The 24,393-nt window shown below is 71.1% G+C and carries 8 protein-coding genes; 6 read left to right on the top strand and 2 right to left on the bottom strand.

The window, feature by feature from the left end:
* The first annotated feature begins 50 nt into the window (after positions 1-50).
* From ID554_RS15140 to ID554_RS15115, 6 genes are read left to right on the top strand one after another with little or no spacing between them, the layout of a single operon-like run.
* Positions 51-1,103 carry a FecCD family ABC transporter permease gene (locus tag ID554_RS15140; RefSeq protein WP_117230828.1) on the top strand — a complete coding sequence of 351 codons (1,053 nt, stop codon included), beginning with the start codon at positions 51-53 and terminating at the stop codon, positions 1,101-1,103.
* On the top strand, positions 1,100-2,161 hold the full coding sequence (locus tag ID554_RS15135; RefSeq protein WP_117230829.1) for a FecCD family ABC transporter permease: 1,062 nt from the start codon (positions 1,100-1,102) through the stop codon (positions 2,159-2,161). Before ID554_RS15140 ends, ID554_RS15135 begins: the two co-directional genes overlap by 4 nt.
* A 20-nt stretch (positions 2,162-2,181) precedes the next feature.
* Positions 2,182-3,036: an ABC transporter ATP-binding protein gene (locus tag ID554_RS15130; protein WP_117230835.1), complete on the top strand. Its 855-nt coding sequence runs from the start codon at positions 2,182-2,184 to the stop codon at positions 3,034-3,036.
* Positions 3,033-3,914 (top strand): siderophore-interacting protein, encoded by an 882-nt coding sequence (locus ID554_RS15125; protein WP_117230830.1) that lies wholly within the window; start codon positions 3,033-3,035, stop codon positions 3,912-3,914. Before ID554_RS15130 ends, ID554_RS15125 begins: the two co-directional genes overlap by 4 nt.
* On the top strand, positions 3,904-5,664 hold the full coding sequence (locus ID554_RS15120; RefSeq protein ID WP_117230831.1) for an ABC transporter transmembrane domain-containing protein: 1,761 nt from the start codon (positions 3,904-3,906) through the stop codon (positions 5,662-5,664). Before ID554_RS15125 ends, ID554_RS15120 begins: the two co-directional genes overlap by 11 nt.
* The gene (locus ID554_RS15115; protein ID WP_117230832.1) at positions 5,657-7,405 is read left to right on the top strand and encodes an ABC transporter ATP-binding protein; all 1,749 of its coding nucleotides are present in this window, start codon (positions 5,657-5,659) and stop codon (positions 7,403-7,405) included. Before ID554_RS15120 ends, ID554_RS15115 begins: the two co-directional genes overlap by 8 nt.
* Before the next feature lie 21 nt (positions 7,406-7,426).
* Here ID554_RS15115 and ID554_RS15110 read toward each other — a convergent pair whose 3' ends face one another.
* Both ID554_RS15110 and ID554_RS15105 read right to left on the bottom strand, forming a co-directional pair.
* Entirely contained in the window at positions 7,427-7,663 is a 237-nt protein-coding gene (locus ID554_RS15110) for a phosphopantetheine-binding protein (RefSeq protein WP_117230833.1), read from the bottom strand.
* On the bottom strand, positions 7,660-24,357 hold the full coding sequence (locus ID554_RS15105) for a non-ribosomal peptide synthetase (protein WP_191088841.1): 16,698 nt from the start codon (positions 24,355-24,357) through the stop codon (positions 7,660-7,662). Before ID554_RS15105 ends, ID554_RS15110 begins: the two co-directional genes overlap by 4 nt.
* Between the last annotated feature and the right edge of the window lie 36 nt (positions 24,358-24,393).

Raw genomic sequence — 24,393 nt, 5'->3', positions numbered from 1 at the left:
GCCACGCGCCCTAATCCCCGTGACCGACCGCTACCCGGGAACGGAAGGCCGTGCCGCCAACCCTCACGCAACAACCGCCCGCGACGGCGGCCCCGCCCGCGCCGTCACTCTACCGGCGGCGCGCCCTCGGGCTGCTCGTCATCCTCGTCGCTCTCGCGGTCGCGGGACTGCTCAGCCTAGCGTTCGGGGCCAACCCGCTGTCGCTCGGCGCGGTGTGGCAGGTCCTGTGGGACCGCGACCAGAGCGAGGCCGCCACCATCGTCTGGACCATCCGGGCGCCCCGGACGTTGCTCGGCATCCTGGTCGGCGTGGCGTTCGGCGTGGCGGGCGCGCTCATCCAGGCGCTGACCCGCAACCCGCTGGCGGATCCCGGAATCCTCGGCGTCAACGCGGGCGCCGGCTTCGTCGTCACCGTCGGCGTCGGGTTCTTCGGGCTCACCAGCATCACCGGCTACGTGTGGTTCGCCTTCCTCGGCGCGGCCGTCGCGACGGTGCTGGTCTACCTGATCGGATCGGCCGGGCGGGGATCGGCCTCGCCGGTCACTCTCGTACTGGCCGGTGTGGCGTTGAGCGCGGTGCTCGGCGGGATCACGACGTTCCTGACGCTGATCGACGAGGAGACGTTCCGGGCGCTGCGCAACTGGGGGCTCGGGTCGATCGCGCGTACCGGCCCGAGCGAGACCGTGGCGGTCCTGCCGTTCCTGGCCGCCGGCCTGCTGATCGCGGTGATGCTCTCCGGCGCGCTGAACTCCATCGCGCTCGGCGACGACCTGGCCGCCTCGCTAGGCACCCGGGTCGGCCGCACGCGGGTGCTGGGGATCATCGCCGTCACGCTGCTGGCCGGCGGCGGCACCGCGCTGACCGGCGGGATCGGCTTCGTCGGGCTAATGGTGCCGCACGTCGTGCGGTGGTTCACGGGCCCGGACCAACGCTGGATCATCCTCTACTCGACCCTGGCCGCCCCCGTGCTGGTGCTGCTGTCCGACGTCCTCGGGCGGGTGATCGTCCGACCCGGCGAGATCGAGGTGGGCATCGTCACTGCGGTCATCGGTGCGCCGGTGCTGATCGCGCTGGTGCGGCGGCGGGTGGCGAGCGGGCTATGAGCGTCGCTTTCGGATACCGCACCCGCAGCGTGCGTACACGCTGGTTCTCCGGCCGGTTGAGCGTACGGCTCCTGACGGTGTCGGTGCTGCTGTTCCTCGTCGCGCTGGCCCTCGCGACCGTCGCCCTGACGCATGGTGACTATCCGCTCACCATCCAGCAGGTGTTCGCGACCTTCACCAGCGAGGAGACCTTCGAACGGACCGTCGTCGTCACGTGGCGGCTGCCCATCGCGATCGGCGCGGTCGTGTTCGGCGCACTGCTCGGCATCGGCGGGGCAATCTTCCAGTCGCTGACCCGCAATCCCCTCGGCTCCCCCGACGTGATCGGGTTCGACGCCGGCTCGTACACCGCAGTCGTGGTCGCCATCCTCCTGGTCGGAACCGGTAGCTACTGGTGGATCGCGTTCTCGGCGATCGCCGGCGGCATCGCCACCGCCTTCGGCGTCTACGTCCTGTCCTACCGGCGCGGCATCCAGAGCTTCCGTCTCATCATCGTCGGCATCGGCGTCTCGGCCATGCTCGGCTCGGTGAACGCGTACCTCATCTCCCGCGCCGAGATCGAGGACGCGCGGACCGTCGGATGGTGGGGCGCCGGCTCCATCACCCGCGTCTCGTGGGAGGCGCTGCTCCCGGCCCTGGCGGTCGCGGCGGCGATCGTCATCACGGCGGCCCTGCTCGCGCCCGCGCTGCGGCGCATGGAACTCGGCGACGACGCCGCGGTCACGCTCGGCACCCGCCCCGGACCGGCCCGGCTGGGCCTGATCGTGGCCGGCGTCGCGACCGTCGCGGTGGTCACCGCTGCCGCCGGGCCGATCGGTTTCATCGCCCTGGCCGCGCCGCAACTGGCCCGCCGGCTGACCCGATCGGCCGGGGTGAGTCTGCTGGCCTCAGCCGGCATGGGCGCGGCCCTGCTGGCCGGCGCCCACCTGCTGTCGCTACTGCTCGCCCAAGCGTACCGGCCGGTCCCGGTCGGGCTCATCACGGTGTGCGTGGGCGGCAGCTACCTGATCTGGCTGCTGATTTCCGAGACCCGCAAACGGACCGGGCTGCTCCGATGACAATGAATGCGAAGGACGCCATGACCGACTACCCCGCGGCCCGGGTCGTCGTCGACGACGCCACCATCGGCTATGACAGACGCACCATCTCGGAGCGGCTGTCCGTGGTGATCCCGGACGGGTCCTTCACCGCGATCATCGGCCCCAACGGGTGCGGCAAATCCACCCTGCTGCGCGCGCTGGCCCGGGTACTGACCCCGAGCACCGGGGCGGTCCTGCTCGATGGCAAGGCGATCGGCTCGTACAAGTCCAAAGAGGTTGCCCGCCGGCTCGGCCTGTTGCCCCAGGCGTCGCTCGCCCCGGATGGCATCCGGGTCGCCGACCTCGTGGCCCGCGGCCGCGCGCCCTACCAAAACCTGATTCAGCAATGGCGCGCGTCCGACGAGGAGGCGGTGGCGGCCGCGCTCGAGGCGACCCGCCTCACCGAGTTGTCCGGGCACCTCGTGGACGAGCTCTCCGGCGGTCAGCGGCAACGGGTGTGGGTGGCGATGCTGCTGGCCCAGGACACCCCGATCATGCTGCTCGACGAGCCCACTACCTTCCTGGACATCGCCCACCAGTACGAGCTCATGGAGCTCTTCCGCAACTTCCACGACGAGGGCAAGACCATCGTCAGCGTGCTGCACGACCTCAGCCAGGCCGCCCGGTACGCCGATCACCTCATCGTCATGCGCGACGGGAAGGTCGTCACCACCGGGGCGCCGGGCGACATCATCACGGCCGAGCTCGTCGAATCCGTGTTCGGTTTGAAGGCCCTCGTCGCGCCCGACCCGGTCACCGGTACTCCCACCGTCATCCCGCTCGATCCGCGCACCACGGCAGTCCACCCGGTCGAGCCGAACGAAGCACCGCAACCACAGGAGAGCATCCGATGAACAGACGCGAACTCCCCCGGTTCACCGGCCCGAACATGACAGGTGAACTTCAGTTCAACTACATGGACCGGCTGATCCGCCGCGACCTGAAGGTGGCGCGTACCGAAGACATCACCCCGCGGTACCGTCGCGTCGTGTTCGTGGGTGACGACCTCGCCGACGGCTTCCCGTTCGCCAACTTCTCCCCCGATCACGTACGGGTGTTCTTCCCTCACCCGGATACGGGCGAGCTAGTGGCGCCGCGAGAGCAGCCTGACGGGAGCTGGCCCAACGAGGGCGGCACGGGCGACCCGATCCACCGCGACTACACCGTGCGCGCCTGGGATCCGATGGCCCGTGAACTCAGCCTCGACTTCGTTCTGCACGGCCACGGCGTCGCCGGCCGGTGGGCGCAGCAGGCCAGGCCCGGCGACCCGCTGGTGGTGAACGGCCCGAGCTCGAACTGGCGGCTGCCCGAGAACTACCCGCACTACCTCGCCCTAGGCGACGAGACAGCGCTGCCGGCCCTCGCCCGGATCATCGGCGAGGCGCCTGCCGGGTCGCACGTCACCGCCCTGATCGAGGTCGCCGACGCCGGCGAGGAACAGGTGCTGACCGGCCAGGCTCAGGTCGACCTGCGGTGGGTGCACCGCGACTCGGCGCCGGTGGGCGAGGGACACCTCAGCCCGCTGGAGACGGCTCTGCGCGCCTGGACGCCTCCGGCCGACGCGGGCAGCCTGTTCGCGTTCGCCGCCGGGGAGACGAGCTCCCTCAAGCCGATCCGGCGTTATCTGCGCAACGAGATCGGCCTGGCCAAGGACCAGGTCGTCGTCGACGGGTACTGGAAGCGGGGCGTGGGTGGCTTCGACCATCACGACTCCGACATCGATGACAACTGACACGACGCCGGAGCGGAGCTGGGGCCGGTTCGAAGGCCCCGCCGTTCCCGATGACCGGATGCGGCTGCGCATCGACCCGTCCTGGTCACCGTTCCGGCTGACCCGGGCGATCATCGGATCGGTCTGGCCGTACGCTGTGGGCGGCGCCTGCCTGCGCACGCTGTTCAACGTCACGAGCGTGCTGGTGCCGGTCGCCGTCGGCGCGCTCGTCGACGACGTCGTCACCCCGGCGGCCGGCGGTGCGAGCGCTTCGGACATCGCGTGGCCCCTCACCAGTTGGACGAGCGCCCTCATCGGCCTCTACGTCCTGATGAACATCGGCTTCCGCTTCGGCGGGCGCATTGGGTGGTACGGGGTGCAGCGCGCACACCACGAGCTGTCCCAGCACACCCTGAAGCGGGTGCTCGACGAGCGGGACCTCGGCGCCTCCGCGCACCCCCCTGGCCGGTTGCTGTCGCTGTCCACCTCCGACGGTTTCCAGGCGTGCCAGGCGGTGTACGTTTCGGTCTACCCGCCCGGCGAACTGATCGGGCTGCTGGTCGCCGCGGTCCTGCTGTTCTCGGTGCACCCCGCTCTCGGCATCGGCATCGTCGTCGCTCTGCCGCTCGTGCTCGGCCTGATGCACCTGGCCGCGTACCCGTTGCGGCTGCGCAGCAAGGACGAACAGGCCGGGCTCGCCGATGCCGCCGCCGAGGCCGCCGACCTGGTCGCCGGCTTCCGGGTGATCCGAGGGCTGCACGCCCAGCGCACCGCCGCGAGCCGCTACCGGAAGGTCAGCCGGGACGCGCTGCGGGCTACACTGGCGGCCCGGAACGCGGAGGCGGCCTTCGACGGCGCCAGCGCCGCGGTCGGCAACCTGTTCGCGGCCGGGGTGGCGATCGCGGCGGCGCTGCTCGCGTTCGACGGGCAGATCAGCGTGGGTCAGATGATCACAGTGTCCGGCATCGCGCTCACCCTGATCGGCCCGCTCGACGCACTCATCGGCGTACAGGGATCGATCTGGGCCATGTCCCAAGCCTCCGCGGAACGCCTGCTCGAACTGCTCCGCATGCCCCGCCACCCCGCCGGCGCCGCGACCGCCGAAGCCGGCCCGGACGAACCGCCTGCCCTGGAGTTCGAGCACCTCGCCCTGGCCGACGGTCTGATCCTGCACGCGCGGATCGAACCCGGCGAGTTCGTCGTCGCCCACCTCCCGCACGCGGCCCGCGGGGCACTCGGCGACCTGCTCACGCTGCGGGCCACGCCGGTCGCCGGGCGGCTCACGTATGCCGGGCTGCCACCGGCGGAGCACTCCTCTCAGCGCTGGCGGGAACGGGCGCTGATCGTCCCGCACACCCCGGCGCTGCTGCCCGGGACAGTGCTCGACAATGTCCGCGCCACCGGAGACGAGCCGATCGCCGCCGATGCCGCGCGAGTGGCCCTGGCGGTGGCGGCGCTACACGCCGCGGAGCTGCCCGACGGGTACGACACGGTGGCGGGCTACGGCGGCTGGCAGCTCTCCGGCGGCCAGCGCCAGCGCATCGCCCTCGCCCGGGCGGTCGCCGCCGACCCCGAGCTGCTGGTCCTCGACGAGCCCACCACCTCGGTGGACGCGGTCACCGAACACGTGATCGCGGCCGCGCTGCGGGCACACCGGGCCGGCCGGACCACCCTCGTGCTGACCTCCGCGCCGGCTTTCCACGCCGTCGCCGACCGGGTCGTCGCGGCCCGGCTCGTCACCGCCCGGCGGGAAGAGAGTATCGATGTCTGAGCAGGACACCCGGGGAATGCTGCCGGTCGCCGACGGCCGCACGGTCGCGGCCCGAGTATGGCGGATGCTCGCCGGGCGCCGCCTGGCGCTGTGCGGGATCGTCGTACTGTTCCTGCTCGAGGCGGGCCTGGCGCTCGTCTTCCCCCTGGTGATCGGCAGCCTGGTCGACACCGTGCGGGCCGCGGACGGATCCGGCGTGCCGGCGTCGTTCTGGTGGCAGGTCGCGCTGCTGCCGGCCACTGCGGTGGCGGCCGGGCTGCTGGCGTGGATGGCCACCCGGGCCCTGGCCCGGCTTGCCGAGACGGTCGTCGCCGAGCTGCGGGAAGGCTACGTGGCGGCGGCGCTCGACCTGCCGCGCGCCACGATCGAGACCGCCGGCACCGGCGACGTGGTCACCCGCGCCTCCGACGACATCGCGCAGATCTCCGGCACGCTGCCCGACGTGCTGCCGCGGCTGAGCGTGGCGGCGCTGACCATGGTCCTCGTCGCGGGCGGCCTCGCCGCACTCAACCCGTGGTTCCTTGCTGGCTACGCCCTCACCATCCCGCTTTACGGCCTCACCGTGCGGTGGTACCTGCGCACGGCGCCGGGCGTCTACGTCGCCGAACGCACCGCGGAATCCGCGCGGGGCCACGACATCCTGGGCACCCTGACCCAACTGCCGACGGTGACGGCGCACCGACTGGAACACCGCCAGCTCGAACGCATCAAGGTGACCTCCTGGCAAACGGTCCGGTGGGCGATGCGCACCCGGATCGTGCAGAACCGGATGTACGGGCATCTCAACGTCACCGAGCTGCTCGGGCTGCTCCTGGTGCTCGGCATCGGTGTCTGGCTCGCCCTCCTCGGTGAGGCGTCGGCCGGCCAGGTCACCGCCGCGGTTCTGCTGTTCCTGCGCACCGTGGCCCCGATCGCCGAACTGCTGTTCCTGATGGACGAGCTGCAGTCCGCGCTCGCGTCGCTCGGCCGCATCATCGGCGTCACCGCGACCCGTGGGGCCACCGCAACAGACGCCCCGGACACCCGGAGCGACGCCGGTCCGGCCGTCGAGGTGGCCGGCGTGCATTTCGCGTACCGCCCGGACCGTCCCGTGCTCACCGCGATCGACACCCGGATCGACGACCGGTCGGTGCTCGCCGTGGTCGGTGCCACCGGGTCCGGTAAGTCCACCCTGGCCTCGCTGATCGCGGGCGTCTACCGGCCCACGACCGGCGACATCGTGCGGCGCGTCGATCCACAGAGGATCGTCACCGTCACACAGGAGACGCACGTCTTCGCCGGGACCGTGCGCGACAACCTCACCCTGGCCGCGCCCGGCGCCACCGACGAGCAAATCACCACGGCCCTGAAGCAGGTCGGCGCTGAGCACATCGTCGAACTGCTGCCCGACGGCCTCGACACCGAGGTGGGCGACGGCGGCCACGCCGTCACGGCCGCACAGGCCCAGCACCTCGCGCTGGCGCGGCTGGCGCTCGCCGACCCGGCCCTGGTCATCCTGGACGAGGCCACCGCCGAGGCGGACACCGCCGACACCGCCGTGCTCGACCGGGCGACGACCGCCGTGACCAGCGGCCGGTCCGCCCTCGTCATCGCCCACCGGCTGTCCCAGGCCCGCACCGCGGACCGGATCGTGGTACTCCAGGACGGGCGGCTGGTGGAGACCGGCACCCACGACGACCTGATCGCGGCGGGCGGCCGCTACGCCGACCTGTGGACGGCCTGGGAGACCGGCCGGCGGTAGATCCGCCGGCCGTCGCGCCGGTCAGGCCTGTTGCAGCTCGCGCAGCACGGTGAGCCAGTGCGTCACGCGCTGGTCCTCGGCGAGCGCGATGTAGTCGATCTGCGGCAGCCCGGCGCTGCGCCACCGCTCCACGAGCTCCATCACGCGCACGGAGTCCATGCCCTGATCCCGCAGGTCGGCCTCGTGGTCGAGGTCGGCGGGCTCCAGGTAGAGCAGGTCGGCGATGTCGGCGAGAGCCTGCTCGTCGGTGACCTTCATTCCCCTTCTCCTTCTTCGGTGAACAATGCGACCAGGCGCGGCACCCACTGCCGGATGCGCTCGTCCTCGACGATGACCTCCAGGTGGCCGGCCTCGACCGACACGACCCGCAACGACGGCAGGAACGACGACCACATCCCGGCGAGCTGCTCCGGATAGTCCGCCTTCTGGCCGTCCTCGGTCGCGGCGACCAGCAGCGCCGGCACGTCGAGCACGCCGTGCGTCGGCTCGGCCAGCAGCGAGTCGGTGCGGGTCGCGGCGATGGCGATCGAACGACGCTGGGTGACGCTGAGCCCGCCGAAGATGCGCTCGCCGAGGTCCAGCCCCTCGTTCTCCTCCAGCCGATCGGCGACCCGGTCCTGCAGCGTCACGTCGGCCAGCAGGTCCGCCATCGGCACGTCGACGATGTCGACGTGCTCCTGCAGCGGTCCCTCGGCGATCGGGATGGCGTCGACGATGCCGATGCCGCGCACCCGATGGCCGCGCGCGATCAGCTCGCGGGCTACCCCGAACGCCAGGTGCCCGCCCCACGACCAGCCGAGCAGATCGTACGGGCCGGCCGGCTGGGTCTCGACGATGACGTCGGCATAGCCCCGGCAGAGGTCCGCAAAATCGGCGAAGTCCACCCGCAGCCCGCCGTGCGCCGGGTCCTGGAGCCCGTACAGGCCCCAGTCGTCCGGGATCATGCCGAGCAGCCGCCGGTACATCGTGGCCAGGCCGGTGTACTCGTGGAAGCAGAACAGAGACCGCCCGCCGCCCGCGCGCAGCGGCAGCAGCACCGCGTCGTGCAGGGTGGGCCCTGCCGCCGAGCGGGAATCCAGGCTGCGGGCCAGGTCCCTCACCGTCTGGTGGGTGAAGACCTGCTTCACCAGCAGGCTGTGGTCGCCGGCGGCGTTCACGCGCGCGACCAGGCGCATGGCCAGTAGCGAGTTGCCGCCGATCTCGAAGAAGTTCGCCGTCGTGGAGACCCGCTCGGCCCCGATGAGCTCGGCGACGGCGTCCGCGATCAGCGCCTCGGTCGCCGTGGTCGGCGCGACGTACTCGGCCCCGGCGGTTTCGATCTCCGGCAGCGCCCGGGCGTCGATCTTGCCGTTCACGGTCAGCGGGATCTCGGCGACCGCGGCCAGGCCCGCCGGCACCATGTAGTCGGGCAGCACCCCACGGACCCGGGTGCGCACCGCGTCGAGGTCGACGGTCTCGGGCACCACGTAGCCGTACAGCTGCACCGCGCCGGAGGCGTCCTTGCGGGCGATCACGGCAGCGCGGGCCACCTGCGGGTCGGCCGCGAGCGCGTCCGCCACCTCACCCGGCTCGATCCGGTGGCCGCGGATCTTCACCTGGTCGTCGGCCCGGCCGAGGAAGTCGATGTTCCCCTCCGGAGTCCAGCGGGCCAGGTCGCCGGTGCGGTACATCCGCTGGCCGGGCTCCCACGGGCAGGCGGTAAACCGCTCGGCGGTCAGCGCCGCCTGCTCCCAGTAGCCCCGCGCGGTACCAGCCCCTGCGAGGTACAGCTCGCCAGCGACGCCGGGCAGCGTGCGCTGTAGGTTCTCGTCGAGGATGTACGCCCGCGTGTTGAAGATCGGCTTGCCGACGCTCGAGGTGGGGCTGTCGGCCAGGTCGGCGCCGAGCGCGTTGATCGTGTACTCGGTCGGACCGTACAGGTTGTAGGACTCGACTCCCGGCGCCTCGCGGAGCTGTTGCCACAGCCGTTCCGGCACCGCCTCCCCACCCAACGACACGAACACCACGCCGGGCGCGTCCGCGGACACCGAGCGACCCGCAGGCCGGTCCCGTTCGAGGAGGCCGTCGTCGACGAGCAGCTGCCCGTACGACGGGGTGACGTCGAACCCGTCCATCCGGGTCTCGTCGTAGTAGGCCAGCAACCGGGCGGGCTCGCGACGCAGCTCCTCGTCGATCACGTGCACCTCGTGGCCGTTGAGCAGCCAGAACAGCTGCTCCCAGGAGGCGTCGAAGGAGAACGACGTGGTATGCGCGATCTTCATGCGCCGGCCGCCCTGGTGCGCGACGACCCGGTCGAAAATCTCCTCGACGTGGTTGGCATACATATTCGTCAGTCCCCGGTAGCCGACCGCGACGCCCTTGGGCCGGCCGGTCGAGCCGGACGTGAACAGGATGTACGCCAAATTGTCGAGCGAGATCGTGCTGCCGCGTTCGGCCACGGTGACGGGGCCGGTGCCGAAGCCGGCGATCAGGTCCCGTACGGCTGAGGTGTCCAGATTGACTACCTGCCCGGCGTGATCGCCCAAGCGGTGCGCGTCCCGGTCCGTGACCAGGGTGACCGTCGGCCGGGCGACCGACATCATGTAGTCGATCCGGTCGTCGGGGTGCTCGGCGTCGACCGGCACGTAGGCTGCCCCGACGGCGAACACGGCGAACATCGCGATCACCATCCGCTCGTCGCGGGGCAGCAGCAGCGCGACCCGGTGCTCGGGACGGACCCCGTCGGCCAGCAGCAGCCGCGCGTAGCGGTGCACCTCGGCGGCGAACTCGGTGAACGTGTACCGGCGATCCCCGGCGACGAGAGCCGTCTCGTCCGGCGACCGCGTGACCTGATCGGCCAACAGATCGCCGACGGTCACCTCGTCGACGAAACGCACCGCGTCGGGGCCCGACGCCTCCGCCTCGTGCGCCAGCAGGGCCGGCACCCGACCGACAGGCTCGGCGAGGTGCTCGGCCAGGAACCGCAACACCAGGAGGTAACGCTCCAGCACGATGCCTGCGGCTTCTTTCGCGTACGCGTCCTGACGGTACGAGAGGCGCACGTGCACCGCCGGTGTGCTCGCTGTCTCCCACGGGTTGACCGCGAACGTCAGCGGGTAGTGGGTCGCGTCGTTCAACCCGCCACCGGTGACCATGGCGCCGTCCACCTTGTACGGGAAGTTCTGCACCACGAACAGCGTGTCGAACAGGTTGCCGAGGCCCGTGTCGTCCTGGATCCGGCTCAGTGAGGCGTAGGCATGGTCGACCACGGTCGCCTGCTCGGCCTGCATCCTGGACAGCAGCGAGCCGACTTTCTCGAACGGGTCGAGCCGGACCCGCAGCGGCAACGTGTTGAACAGCAGACCGACGATCCGCTCGGCGCCCGCGAGCTCCGGCGGACGGCCCGAGACGGTGTTGCCGAATACCACGTCGCCGCTGCCGGTAAGCCGGCCCAGCGTGATGGCCCAGGCCGCCTGCAGCAGGGTCCCGACCGTGCTGCCGGCGGTCCGGGCGGCCGCGAAGACGCGTGCCGCGCCGGCCGGGTCGAGGTCGTGGTGCAGGTCGCCGGTCTCCACCCGGCCCTGGGTGAGGTCACCACCGGCCGGCCAGACAATCGACGGGCTGGAGAGGTCGGCGAGGTAGTCGCGCCAGGCCGTGTAGGTCACTCTGGTGTCGCGGCTGGCCAGCCAGTCCAGGTAGTTCCGGAACGGCACGGCCGGCACCCGGTCCGCCTGGTCCGGGTCGTGGTAGGCGGCGATCACCTCGGCCATCACGAGGTTCAGCGACCAGCCGTCCATCAGGATGTGCTCGAACGTCATGGCGAGCGTCCAGCGGGACGGGGCGGTCTCCAGCAGCACGAAGCGCAGCAGCGGAGGCTGCTCGTGGTCGAACGGCGCCGCGCGCTCCGCAGCCAGGAAGGCGGCCGGATCGTCCACTTCGGTGACGACCCGGTAGGGCAACTTCGTCTCCGCCGGCACGACCTGCACCTCGCCCTCGCCCAGCGCGACGAAACCCGCGCGGAGGTTCGGGTGGCGGCGCAGCACCGCGGCCACCGCGACGCGCATCCGGTCGGGATCGACCACACCGGACAGATCCCGGGTGACCTGCGAGACGTACGCGTTGTGGTCGTCGGTCTCCCGAGCGCGGACCATGTGGTAGAGCAGGCCGCTCTGCAGCGGCGAGAGCGGCATCAGCTCGGCGTCGTTGCCGTAGCGCACCCGCACCTGGCCGGCTTCGGCGGCCGAGAGCGGCAGCCGGTCGGCGCGCCGGAGCACGGGCAGGACGGGCACGGCGTCGGGGACGACGACCCCGTTGGTGACGAGGTCTTCGAGTACCGCGTCGGCATCGATTCCCATCGTGTGCACCGACACCCGGCCGCCAGGGGCGACGAGCACGGTGGCCGACAGGGACGACGTGGCCTGCGGGAGGTGCTCGGCCTCGGTGCGGAACAGGCTGATCCGCACCGCAGGCTCGGGCACGTCGTCGAGGAAGCGACTCAGGGTCGCGTCGCGTTGCAGCGCCTCGTATTCGTCGGCGTGCCGCGGATCCCAGTCCAGCACCGCCTCATCGCCCGTGACGACTGCGGGGAGGCGCCGCACCCCGCCGCCGTCCGGGCCCGCCTCGGCGAACTCGATCACGACCTCGCGGTCGCCGATGCCGAGCGCCCGCACCACCGCGGCCGCGATCCGTGCGCGGGCGGCGCCCGGCGTACCGGTACGCACCAGCGCCTCACCCTCGGCGGTCGCGGTCGCCGTCAATCCACTCTGGATCTCCGGTTGCCAGGGCTCTGCGTCGGCGAGGGCGTCGAGGTGGTCGTCCCAGAACGGGTCGTCGAGCACCGCACGCAGGTCGCCGATCTCCACCGGCTGCGCGCCCGGCCGGACGGTGAGAACCGTGCCGGTCAGGTATGCGTCAACCAGGCGTGCGGCGGCTGGGGTCAGAGAGTCCAGCACCTCGGGGTTGGGACCCGTTCCGGCGAGCCAGCCGAGGCCGGTATCGTCGTCGATGCAGACGGCCAATTGCCCGGCACGGGGCAGGGCGAGCGACAGGTGCTCGGCGGCGGCCCGCCACAGCGGCGCGTCGGTGATGTCGAGACCCTCGATCGGACGCCGGTAGGCCGGTGTTGCCTGCTCGACGGGCGCGGCGTCGCGGGCCAGCCGCACCAGTTCGGCGAGCTGCACCACCGGGAGGGCCGGGTGACGGCCGCCGAGCACCAGGAACAGCCGCGCGGTCGCCAGCAGGCGCCGGGTGGTCTCAGCCGAGAGCAGCTCACGGACGGCGTCGAGGTGCAGGCGGTACGTGCCACCGGACTCCCGCGCCAGGGCGAAGACCAGGTCGAATAGCGCCGGCGGGGCGTTGTCGTCGTCCAGTTCGTCGTACGCCGCGTCGCCCGGCGTGTAGGGCACGAGGTGCTCGCCCGCGGCGGCCTGCGACTCGTCGCCGAGGTCGAAGAACGCAGCCATCACCTGGAAGAGCGGGCTCACCCCGGGCAGCCGCGGCGGGTTGACCGCCTCCACGATGCTCTCGAACGGCACGAGCTTGTGCTCGCCAGCCTCGATCGCGCGATCGCGAACGGCCCGCAGGGTCTGCTCGAAGCCGCCGCCGGCCGCGATGTCCGCCCGCACAACGGCCGTGTTGACGAAGTAGCCGATCAGGTCGTCGAGGCCGGGGTCGTCGCGCAGGTCGACCGGCGTGCCCACCGGGATCGTCGCGCCCGCGCCCTCGCTCCAAAGGGCGAGGGCGAGCGCGCCGACGAGCGCGTGCAACGGGGTGGCCGCCCGCTCCGCGAGCAGGTCGAGCAGGTCGCGCATCTCGTCGGCGGCAAGTTCGACGGACATCGAACGCACGGTCGGCGCCTCGACGCCGGCGCGCGGGCGGTCGAGGGGCAGCGAGGTCTCGGCGGGCAGCCCGCCGAGGGTCTCCCGCCAGTGGGCCATTTCGGCGGCGAACAGTGAACTCGGGTCGTCGCGTTCGCCGAGCACTTGCCGCTGCCACACGGCGAAGTCGGCATACTGCCCGTTGAGCGGGAGGAGATCGGCCGGGGCACCGCCGGTCTCCTCGGTGTAGAACGCGTCGAGGTCGCGCAGCATCGGCGTGCTGGACTGCTCGTCGGTGACGATGTGGTGGCCATGCACCGCGAGGATGTCGGCCGCGCCGGTCCGCAGCAGGGTGAACCGCATCCCGTGCGTGGTTGTGATGTCGACGGGTTCGTCGAGCAGGGCCGCCATCCGCTCCTGGACCGCGCCGGACTCGACCTGTTCCACCCGCAGCACGCTGTCGACGGGCGCCGGGTGGACGACCTGGGTCAGCGCGCCGGTTCCGTCGAAGGTGAAGGTTGTCCGTAGCACCTCGTGCCGCTCGATCAGTCTGCGGAGAGCCCGTTCGAGGGCGGTGATTTCGACTTGGCCACGGAACTGGAAGGCGTCGCCGGCGCGGTAGGCGCTACCGCCGGAGATCTGTTCGGTCAGCCAGAGCGCCTGCTGGCCGTAGGAGGCCGGGATCGCCTCGGGACGGGTCACGTCGGTGAAGCGCAGGGACGGGGTGGCCGCAGCCGCCGAGGCTTCGGGCAGCGCGGCGAGGCCGGTGACGGTGGGGCGGTCGAAGAGGTTTCGCAGGGTGAGGGAGGCGCCGAGGCGGGCGTTGGCGCGGGTGACGGCCCTCGTGGCGAGCAGCGAGTGCCCGCCGAGGCGGAAGAAATCGTCGTCCGCGGACACCGACGACAGTTGCAGAACCTCTTGGAACACCTCCGCCAACACCAGCTCGGTCCGGGTCCGGGGAGCGCGCCCGGTCGTGTCACCGAGTTCCGGGAACGGCAGCGCGCGCCGGTCGAGCTTGCCGTTCGCCGTCACCGGCAGGGCATCCAGCCGAGTAAACGACGCCGGCACCATGTACTCCGGCAACCGCGCCTCCACAAACGCCCGCAACTCGTCCGCCGACGCTGAGGCAATCGTGTACGCGGCGAGGAACTTCCCGCCCGCCGGGTGATCGAGCGCGACGACCGCAGCCGCTGATACCGCTTCGTGGCCCTCGAGGACGTTGCGGATCTCGTCCAGCTCGATCCGGAAACCACGAATCTTCACCTGGTCGTCGACGCGGCCCAGGAAGTCCAACTGGCCGCGCCCGTTCCACCGGACGAGGTCGCCCGTCCGGTAGAGCCGCTCCCCGTGTCCGTCGGCGATGAAACGCTCGGCCGTCAGCCCGGGACGGCCCACATAGCCGTCGGCCAGCTGCACGCCACCCAGATAGAGCTCGCCCACCACACCCGGCGGAGTCGGACGCAGCCACGAATCAAGCACGACGGCCCGCACGTTGGCCACCGGCCCACCGATCGGCACGACCGGCACACCGTCCAGGTCAACATCGGACAGACTTACGCCCGTCGAGTCCACCGCGACCTCGGTCGGCCCGTAGGTGTTCCACACATTCACACCGCTGACGGCTTTGAGACGGCGGCCCAGCTCCGCCGGCAACGCCTCACCACCCACCGACAAATGCCGCACCCGCGTCGGCTGGAAACCGACGTCCAACATCGCCTGCAACACCGTCGGCACCAACTCGACGAAACCGACCGGCTCACCATCGAGAATCCCCGCCAGATAATCGGGTTCCCGCTCCCCACCCGGCTTGACCAACCGCACCGCAGCCCCCACAGCCAACGGCCAAAAGAACTCCGGCACCGCCACATCGAAACCAACCATCGTCTTCTGCAACACCCGATCCGACACCCCGACCGGAAACATCTCCTGCCGCCACGCAATCAGATTCACGATCGCCTGGTGCGACACGGCCACACCCTTCGGCCGGCCAGTCGTGCCCGACGTGAAGATCACATACGCCACATCGAGAGACGACAACGACCGCGACAACACCACCGGGCCGTCAACGCCTTCCAACGGTTCGGACACCAGCAGCGCCGGGGCGGCATCTTCCAGGATCGTCTGCACCCGGGCGGACGGGTAGGCGGTGTCGATCGGCACAAACGCCGCGCCGACCCGGACCACTGCTGCGAGGGTCACGACCAGGTCGATCGATCGCGGCAACCGCACCGCCACCCGATCACCGACCTTCACACCCCGGTCCTGCAACGCCCGCGCGGTCGCCTCCACCCGCGCATCGAACTCCCCATACGTCAACTGCACGCCATCGTCCGCCACCACCGCGATCCCACCCGGAGTCGCCTCCACCTGCGAACGGATCAACCCATCCAACGTCAGCGGACGGACTTCCAACGGCGCGCCGACGACCTCGGCGACGCCACCGAACGCCAGCTCTGCCACCCGCACGCCCGGCGTCTCCGCCATCGCCGTCAGGATCCGCTCGAACACCGCAATGAACCGCTCGACCGTGGCCCGGTCGAAGACATCCGGCCGGTACGAAAGTTCGAGAACCGCCGAGTCCGGTCCGGGCGTGACCGAGAGGGCGAGCGGGTGCGCGGTGGCGTCCCGCCCGTCCACCTCGCGCAGCGCGATCCCCACGTCCTGTTGGACTTCCGCCAGCTGGTCATCGTCGACGGGGTAGCTCTCGTACACGAGGAGGGTGTCGAACAGCGGGGAGAAACCGGCTTCCCGCTGCACCTCCGCAAGGGGGACGTGGTGGTGGTCGAGCAGGTCAGTGTTCTGCGCCTGGACGCGGGCGATCACCTCGGCGAGGGTGGGGTTGCCGGTCAGGGTGACGGGCGCCGGGACAGTGTTGATGAACAGGCCGACTGCGTCCTCGATGCCGTCGACCTCTGCGGGACGCCCGGAGACGGCGGCGCCGAACACGACGGTCTGCTGTCCGGTGATGCTGCTGAGCAGGACGCCCCAGGCCGCCTGCATGAGGGTGCTGAGGGTGGCGCCGGCGGCGTGGGCGGCGGCCTGAAGCGCCGCGTGCCGCTCCGCGCCGATCTCCAGCTCGATCTCGTCGGGGAACACCGCGGAGGTGATCGATGCGCCGGGGGCGACGAGCGTCGGCTCGTCCACCTCCGCGAGAACCCGCGACCACCGATCCAGGGACGCGCGCTCGTTCCGGGCCGCCAGCCACGACAGGAAGGCCGGATAGACACGGTCCGGTTCGGCCAGAGCAGCCGGATCCCGGTACGCCTTCAAGAGCGCCTCGACCAGGCGTGGGCTGGACCAGCCGTCGGCTAGGACGTGGTGCATCGTCCAGATCAGGGTGTGCCGTCCGGGGGCGGCGGTTCGCAGCGTGGCGCGGGTGAGCGGGGCGGACTGCAGCTCGAACGGCGCCGCTCGATCCTGGTCGAGCACCGCGTCGAGCGGGACGTCGGTCCCGATCGTGGTCAACGGTGCCACGACGGCCGCCGGGATGACGGCGACGAGTTCCCCGGCGCCGGTCGGCGTGATGGCCGCCCGCAGGTTCGGGAAACGTTCGAGCACCCGCGCGAGGGCGACCCGCAGCCGCTCGGGGTCGACGTCGCCGTCAAGGTGCAGGACAGTCTGGGTGACGTAGACGTCCACCGCGCCGTCGTCCGTGCCGAGAAGCGTCTCGAACGCGATGCCACGCTGCAGGGCGGTGAGCGGCTGGACGTCGGTCAGTTCGCCGTAGCGCGCCTCCCACGTGTCGACGTCCGCCTGAGTCAGGGCCGGGGCGGTCAGATCGGACGGGGAGCGGCGGGTGTGGCTCGCCGAGCCAGCGTAGCGGGTCAGAGTGGCGAGCGCCGTGGACCAGAGGTCGACCAGTTCCCGTACATCGGAAATGCCCTCGGCGAAGGAGACCGTGCCGTCGAGCACGAGGCCGTCCTCGCCGGGGACGGCGGCGACGTTGATGTCGACGGCCGCCGCGAGCGGCAGCTCCCCCGGGGCGTACCCGTCCAGGCTGCCGGACCAGGCAAGGGCCTGCGCCGGCTCGTCGTCGCGGAACTGGCCGAGGTAGTTGAACCCGATCTGCGGGACGGCGCCGGCGGCGAGCTGCGCGGCGGTGGTGGGGTTGAGGTGGCGTAGCAGGCCGTAACCGATGCCGCGGCCGGGCACCCGGCGGAGTTGTTCCTTGACGCGCAGCACAACGTCGGCGGCGGCCTGCGGGTCGTGGAGGGCGGCGGCCGGGTCGATGTCGTCACTGGACAGTGCGACCGGGTACCAGGTGGTGAGCCATCCGACCGTACGGGAGAGGTCTGCCCCGGGGATCAGGGACTCCTGGCGGCCGTGACCCTCCAGGCCGACGAGCACTCGCCTGCGGTCGCGCCAGGCGCCGATCGCGATGGTGAGCGCGCCCAAGAGGACGTCGTCGACCTCCGCCGACAGCAGGCTCGGCAAGTCGGTGAGCACAGCTTGGACCGGCACCAGGACCTCGACCGTGCCGGCGGTCGCCTCGGTGTCGCGCGCGGGGTCGAGCGGGCGCGAACCGATCAGCGGGTCGTCGGTCGCGACCACGTCGGACCAGTAGGCGAGCTGGTCGGTGATGTCGGTGTCGGCCGCGCGGGCGGTGAGGGCGTGCGACCACGCGGGCAGGCTCGTCCCGGCTGGTGACAGGGGCTCGGTGGTCCGGCCAGTCTCCAGCTCCCACGCGTGCCGCAGGTCGTCGCCGAGGATGCGCCAGGAGACGCCGTCGACGACCATGTGGTGGATGACCCAGAGAAGCCGGCCATCCGTGTACCAGCGTGCCCGCCAGAGCACTCCGGCCTCCAGGTCGAGCGACTCGGACAGCTCGGCCACGGCGGAGTCCGTCCACTCCTGTTCCACGGAGATCTGCGCGGCGATAGGTCCGGCGGCACGAGTCTCGAAGCGCCACCGGTCGCCGCAGACGAGGCGGCCGCTCAGGGCGGGATGCCGCTCGATCACGCGGCCGAGGATCCGGTGCAGGGCCGGCTCGGTGAGGCCGGGCGGGGTGACGAACGTGTACGACTGGGTGAACGCGCCGAATCCGGGGAGGTCGACCTCGGCGGCGGCGATCGGCCACAGTCCGGAATTGGTGCGTTCGGGGAGGCGTACGGCGTCGGCGTCCTGCTTGGCCAGGCGGGCCAGGGCGGCGACGGTGCGGGCCGTGAACACGTCCGCGGCGGTGACGATCACTCCGGCTCGGCGGGCGCGCGAGACCGCCTGGATGGACAGGATGCTGTCCCCGCCGAGGCGGAAGAAGTCGTCGTCCGCAGACACCGACGACAGTTGCAGGACGTCCTCGAAGACACCGGCGAGGATCTGCTCGGTGGGGGTCTGCGGGGCGCGGCCTTCTGCTCGGCCCGCGCCGAGTTCCGGGAACGGCAGGGCGCGGCGGTCGAGCTTGCCGTTCGCCGTCACCGGCAGGGCATCCAGCCGAGTAAACGACGCCGGCACCATGTACTCCGGCAACCGCGCCTCCACAAACGCCCGCAACTCGTCCGCCGACGCTGAGGCAATCGTGTACGCGGCGAGGAACTTCCCGCCCGCCGGGTGATCGAGCGCGACGACCGCAGCCGCTGATACCGCTTCGTGGCCCTCGAGGACGTTGCGGATCTCGTCCAGCTCGATCCGGAAACCACGAATCTTCACCTGGTCGTCGACGCGGCCCAGGAAGTCCAACTGGCCGCGCCCGTTCCACCGGACGAGGTCGCCCGTCCGGTAGAGCCGCTCCCCGTGTCCGTCGGCGATGAAACGCTCGGCCGTCAGCCCGGGACGGCCCACATAGCCGTCGGCCAGCTGCACGCCACCCAGATAGAGCTCGCCCACCACACCCGGCGGAGTCGGACGCAGCCACGAATCAAGCACGACGGCCCGCACGTTGGCCACCGGCCCACCGATCGGCACGACCGGCACACCGTCCAGGTCAACATCGGACAGACTTACGCCCGTCGAGTCCACCGCGACCTCGGTCGGCCCGTAGGTGTTCCACACATTCACACCGCTGACGGCTTTGAGACGGCGGCCCAGCTCCGCCGGCAACGCCTCACCACCCACCGACAAATGCCGCACCCGCGTCGGCTGGAAACCGACGTCCAACATCGCCTGCAACACCGTCGGCACCAACTCGACGAAACCGACCGGCTCACCATCGAGAATCCCCGCCAGATAATCGGGTTCCCGCTCCCCACCCGGCTTGACCAACCGCACCGCAGCCCCCACAGCCAACGGCCAAAAGAACTCCGGCACCGCCACATCGAAACCAACCATCGTCTTCTGCAACACCCGATCCGACACCCCGACCGGAAACATCTCCTGCCGCCACGCAATCAGATTCACGATCGCCTGGTGCGACACGGCCACACCCTTCGGCCGGCCAGTCGTGCCCGACGTGAAGATCACATACGCCACATCGAGAGACGACAACGACCGCGACAACACCACCGGGCCGTCAACGCCTTCCAACGGTTCGGACACCAGCAGCGCCGGGGCGGCATCTTCCAGGATCGTCTGCACCCGGGCGGACGGGTAGGCGGTGTCGATCGGCACAAACGCCGCGCCGACCCGGACCACTGCTGCGAGGGTCACGACCAGGTCGATCGATCGCGGCAACCGCACCGCCACCCGATCACCGACCTTCACACCCCGGTCCTGCAACGCCCGCGCGGTCGCCTCCACCCGCGCATCGAACTCCCCATACGTCAACTGCACGCCATCGTCCGCCACCACCGCGATCCCACCCGGAGTCGCCTCCACCTGCGAACGGATCAGGCCGTCCAGGGTGAGCGGACGGACGTCGAGGGGCTCGCCGACCACACCGGCGACGCCATCGGCCGACAGGTCCGCCACCCGTACGCCCGGGGTCGCGGCGATCGTCGCCAGCACCCTTTCGAACACCGCGATGAACCGGTCGACCGTGGCCCGTTCGAGGATGTCGGAGGCGTACGTGAGGAGACCGTCGAGGCCGGTCGCCGTCTCCACGAGGTCGAGTTCGAGATCGGTCTTCGCGGCGGCGAGGGTGACCGGCAGGTTCTCGGACGCCAGGCCGTCAAGCACGATGTCGTCGGTCTGGCCGTCGGCGTGGTGCGTGAGCATGACCTGGAAGAGCGGGTTCCGGTTCGGCGCCCGCTCGACCCCCGCGACCCGGGCGACCTCCTCGAACGGCGCGGCCTGGTGGGCGAACCCGTTCAGCACGGTCCGCCGGGTGCGCCGGAGCAGGTCGGCGACGGTGTCCGCGGGGTTGAGCCGGTGCCGTACCGGAAGCGTGTTCACGAAGTAGCCGACTACGCGTTCGAGTTCATGCTCGGTCCTGCCGGCGACCGGGGAGCCGATCACGATGTCATCCCCGCCGCCGAGCGCCGAGACGGTCAGCGCGGTCGCCGCGTGGGCGAGCATGAACATGGTGACGCCCTGCTCGGCCGCCACCGCCCGAAGACCCGCGAGCGTGTCCGCAGTAATCGTCATCCGGACGTCGACGCCCCGGTGGGTGGGCTCGGCCGGGCGGGGCCGGTCGAGCGCGATCGTCGACTCGGACGGCGCGTCGTCGAGCACCGCACGCCAGTAGTCGAGGTGCTCCGGCAGTTCGGAGGCGAGCACCTCCCGCTGCCAGACGGCATAGTCCGCGTACTGCACCGGCAGCGGCTCCCACGCCGGCGCCGTGCCGTTGCGCCGGGCCCGGTAGGCGGTGGAGAGGTCGCCGAGCAGCAGCGGGAACGACCACTCGTCGACCGCGTGGTGGTGCAACGCCAGCACGAGCACCCATGCGGCGTCGTCGGCACGGAGCAGCGCGGCGCGCACCGGAAGGTCGGCGCCTAGGTCGAACCGGCTCTGGACGACCTCATCGACCCGGGCGTCGGTAAACGTATCCACGGTCAGGGTGACCCGGGGGGTCGCCTCCGCGGCGGAGACGACGACCTGCCGGAGTTCCCCGTCCTGCTCGACGATCAGCGTGCGCAGCGCCTCGTGCCGGGCCACCACGTCACGCAGCGCCGCCGTGAGAGCCGCCTCGTCCAGGTTGCCGGTCAGCCGTGACACCAACGGGACGACGTAGCGCGATCCCGGCCCGCCGAGCTGCTCGATGAGCCAGAGCGACTGCTGCCCGTACGATGCCGGGAGCGCGGCGGGCCGTGAAACCTCGCCCACCAACGGCAGCGGCGTCGCCGTGTCGCTGGCCGCGGTGGCGAGCCGGGCGACCGTGGGGCGATCGAAGACGTCCCGCAGCGTGAGGGAGGCGCCGAGGCGGGCGTTGGCCCGGGAGACGGCCCGAGTCGCGAGCAGAGAATGCCCGCCGAGGCGGAAGAAATCGTCATCCACCGACACAGAGGGCACCTGCAGAACCTCTTGGAAGACCTCGGCCAGCACCGATTCGGTGCGCGAACGAGGAGCCCGGCCGGACGAGTCGCCGAGTTCCGGGAACGGCAGCGCGCGCCGGTCGAGCTTGCCGTTCGCCGTCACCGGCAGGGCATCCAGCCGGGTAAACGATGCCGGCACCATGTACTCCGGCAGCCGCGCCTCCACAAACGCCCGCAACTCGTCCGCCGACGCTGAGGCAATCGTGTACGCGGCGAGGAACTTCCCGCCCGCCGGGTGATCGAGCGCGACGACCGCAGCCGCTGATACCGCTTCGTGGCCCTCGAGGACGTTGCGGATCTCGTCCAGCTCGATCCGGAAACCACGAATCTTCACCTGGTCGTCGACGCGGCCCAGGAAGTCCAACTGGCCGCGCCCGTTCCACCGGACGAGGTCGCCCGTCCGGTAGAGCCGCTCCCCGTGTCCGTCGGCGATGAAACGCTCGGCCGTCAGCCCGGGACGGCCCACATAGCCGTCGGCCAGCTGCACGCCACCCAGATAGAGCTCGCCCACCACACCCGGCGGAGTCGGGCGCAGCCACGAATCAAGCACGACGGCCCGCACGTTGGCCACCGGCCCACCGATCGGCACGACCGGCACACCGTCCAGGTCAACATCGGACAGACTTACGCCCGTCGAGTCCACCGCGACCTCGGTCGGCCCGTAGGTGTTCCACACATTCACACCGCTGACGGCTTTGAGACGGCGGCCCAGCTCCGCGGGGAGCGCCTCCCCACCGAGCGACAGATGCCGCACCCTCGACCCGGCTACCTCGAACCCCACGTCCTGCATGGCCTGCAGCACAGTCGGCACCAGCTCGACGAACCCGACCGGCTCGGTACGGAGAATCGACGTCAGATACTCCGGCTCCCGCTCCCCACCAGGCTTGACCAACCGCACTGCGGCACCGACCGTCAACGGCCAGAAAAACTCCGGCACCGCCACATCGAAACCAACCGACGTCTTCTGCAACACCCGATCCGACACCCCGACCGGAAACATCTCCTGCCGCCACACGATCAGGTTCACGATCGCGGCGTGCGAAACCGCCACACCCTTCGGCCGGCCCGACGTGCCCGACGTGAAGATCACATACGCGACATCGAGAGGCGACAACGACCGTGGCAACACCACCGGGCCGTCAGCGCCCGCCAACGGCTCCGACACCAGCAGAGCCGGAACGGCGTCCGCCAGGATCGTCTGCACCCGAGCAGCCGGATACGCGGTGTCGATCGGCACGAAAGCCGCACCGACTCGCATCACTGCTGCGAGGGTCACGACCAGGTCGATCGATCGCGGCAACTGCACCGCCACGCGGTCACCGACCTTCACGCCCCGGTCCTGCAACGCCCGCGCGGTCGCCTCCACCCGCGCATCGAACTCCGTGTAGGTCAGCTGCGAGTCGTCGTCGGCCACCACAGCGATCCCGCCCGGCGTCGCCGATACCTGCGAACGGATCAGCCCGTCCAGGGTCAGGCCGGGGACCTCGAGCGCATCCCCCACGCCCCGGGCCAGGTCGGCGGGCGTGAGCCCGGCCGGCAACGCCCCGATCGCGGTTTCCCCGCCGACCTCGAGAACGGCCGACACAAACCTCGCGAACCGCTCCGCGTGCCCCGCCAGCTCGTCGGGCCTGATCAGCGACTCATGCCCGGCGAGCTCGAGCCGCGACCCGTGCACCGGGTCCGAGTAGACGGTCAGTTCGAGACGCCCGACTGGCCCGGCGTTGACGGTCTCCTGCCGACCGCTCAGCTCGCCGAACACGGCCGTGTAGTCGAACGCCTTGATGTTGATGACCGGCAGGCACAGCCAGTCGAACTCGCCGCCCGGCCAGCTGCGGGCCACCTGCTCCTCGGTCAGGCTGCGGTCGCGGCCCGTCGTGCGGAGCTGCCGCGCCACGCTGCCCACGATCTCGTCCAGCGGTGTCGTGCCGGACAGTTCCGCCACTACCGGCAGCGAATTCACCAGCATTCCGGGCGTACGAAGGGCAGCGGCGTCGTCGCGCGTCATGAACGGCACCCGGACGATCAGCTCGCGGCGGCTCTCGCCCAGAGCGGCGTAGAGGCCCCACAGCGCGGTCAGGTAGCCCGTCCAGCTCGCTCGCGACTGCCGGGCGCGCTCCTGCAGCCGCTCCCACGCGGCGGACGGCAGGGGGACGGTGACCTGCTGGTGCGAGATCGCGAACAGCTGGTCGACGGTGGCGTTCACCGCGTGGCCGAGCGGCTCGGCCTCAGCGAACAGCGCGGTCCAACTGTCCGGAAGGCTCGCCGCCTCACCGCCGGACCCCGCCTCGGCAATCTCCGGCCAGTTGCCGAACCAACGCGGCGCGGGCTCGACGCCCTGCAGCAGTGCGGTGTAGATCTCGGCGACCCGGCGGGTGAACAGCGACAGGCCGTACGCGTCCAGCACGAGGTGGTGTGTCGTGAAGGCCCAGGCCCACGACCCGCCGTCGCGCCGGAACAGGACAGACTCGGAACGGGCGGACGGCTCGGTGACGTCGATGACCGCGTCGTAGGCGGCCCGCACCCGGTGCCGGACGGCGTCGTCACCGGCTGCCTCGTCGACGACCGAGGTCGGCATCGACGCGGCCTCGTCGACCGTCTGGAACGCCGCGCCGTCGATCTCGGCGAACCGGGTTCGCAACGCCTCGGCCTCGGCGAAAGCCCGGCCGACCGCCACTGAGAAGACAGCGGTGTCGATCGGGCCGTCCAGCCACACGATCTGCCCGACCCGGAACGCCGTCGCCTCGGGAACCAGCCGCTGCGCCGCCCACACTCCGTGCTGAGCCCGGGACAGCGGTACAGGTCGGCCAGTCATCAAAATCCTCCAGGATCACATTCAAGGTGCGGTCGG

Origin of the sequence: Micromonospora craniellae (genome assembly GCF_014764405.1) — a bacterium.
Lineage (GTDB): Bacteria > Actinomycetota > Actinomycetes > Mycobacteriales > Micromonosporaceae > Micromonospora > Micromonospora craniellae.
Note: the sequence above shows the minus strand (reverse complement) of the source record. Positions and strands in the feature narration are given on the sequence as shown.

Bases quoted from the DNA above. Each gene is read 5' to 3' on its own strand.
- ID554_RS15135 (WP_117230829.1), top strand. From the start codon at position 1,100: ATGAGCGTCGCTTTCGGATACCGCACCCGCAGCGTGCGTACACGCTGG.
- ID554_RS15130 (WP_117230835.1), top strand. From the start codon at position 2,182: ATGACCGACTACCCCGCGGCCCGGGTCGTCGTCGACGACGCCACCATC.
- ID554_RS15125 (WP_117230830.1), top strand. From the start codon at position 3,033: ATGAACAGACGCGAACTCCCCCGGTTCACCGGCCCGAACATGACAGGT.
- ID554_RS15120 (WP_117230831.1), top strand. From the start codon at position 3,904: ATGACAACTGACACGACGCCGGAGCGGAGCTGGGGCCGGTTCGAAGGC.
- ID554_RS15115 (WP_117230832.1), top strand. From the start codon at position 5,657: ATGTCTGAGCAGGACACCCGGGGAATGCTGCCGGTCGCCGACGGCCGC.
- ID554_RS15110 (WP_117230833.1), bottom strand. From the start codon at position 7,663: ATGAAGGTCACCGACGAGCAGGCTCTCGCCGACATCGCCGACCTGCTC.
- ID554_RS15105 (WP_191088841.1), bottom strand. From the start codon at position 24,357: ATGACTGGCCGACCTGTACCGCTGTCCCGGGCTCAGCACGGAGTGTGG.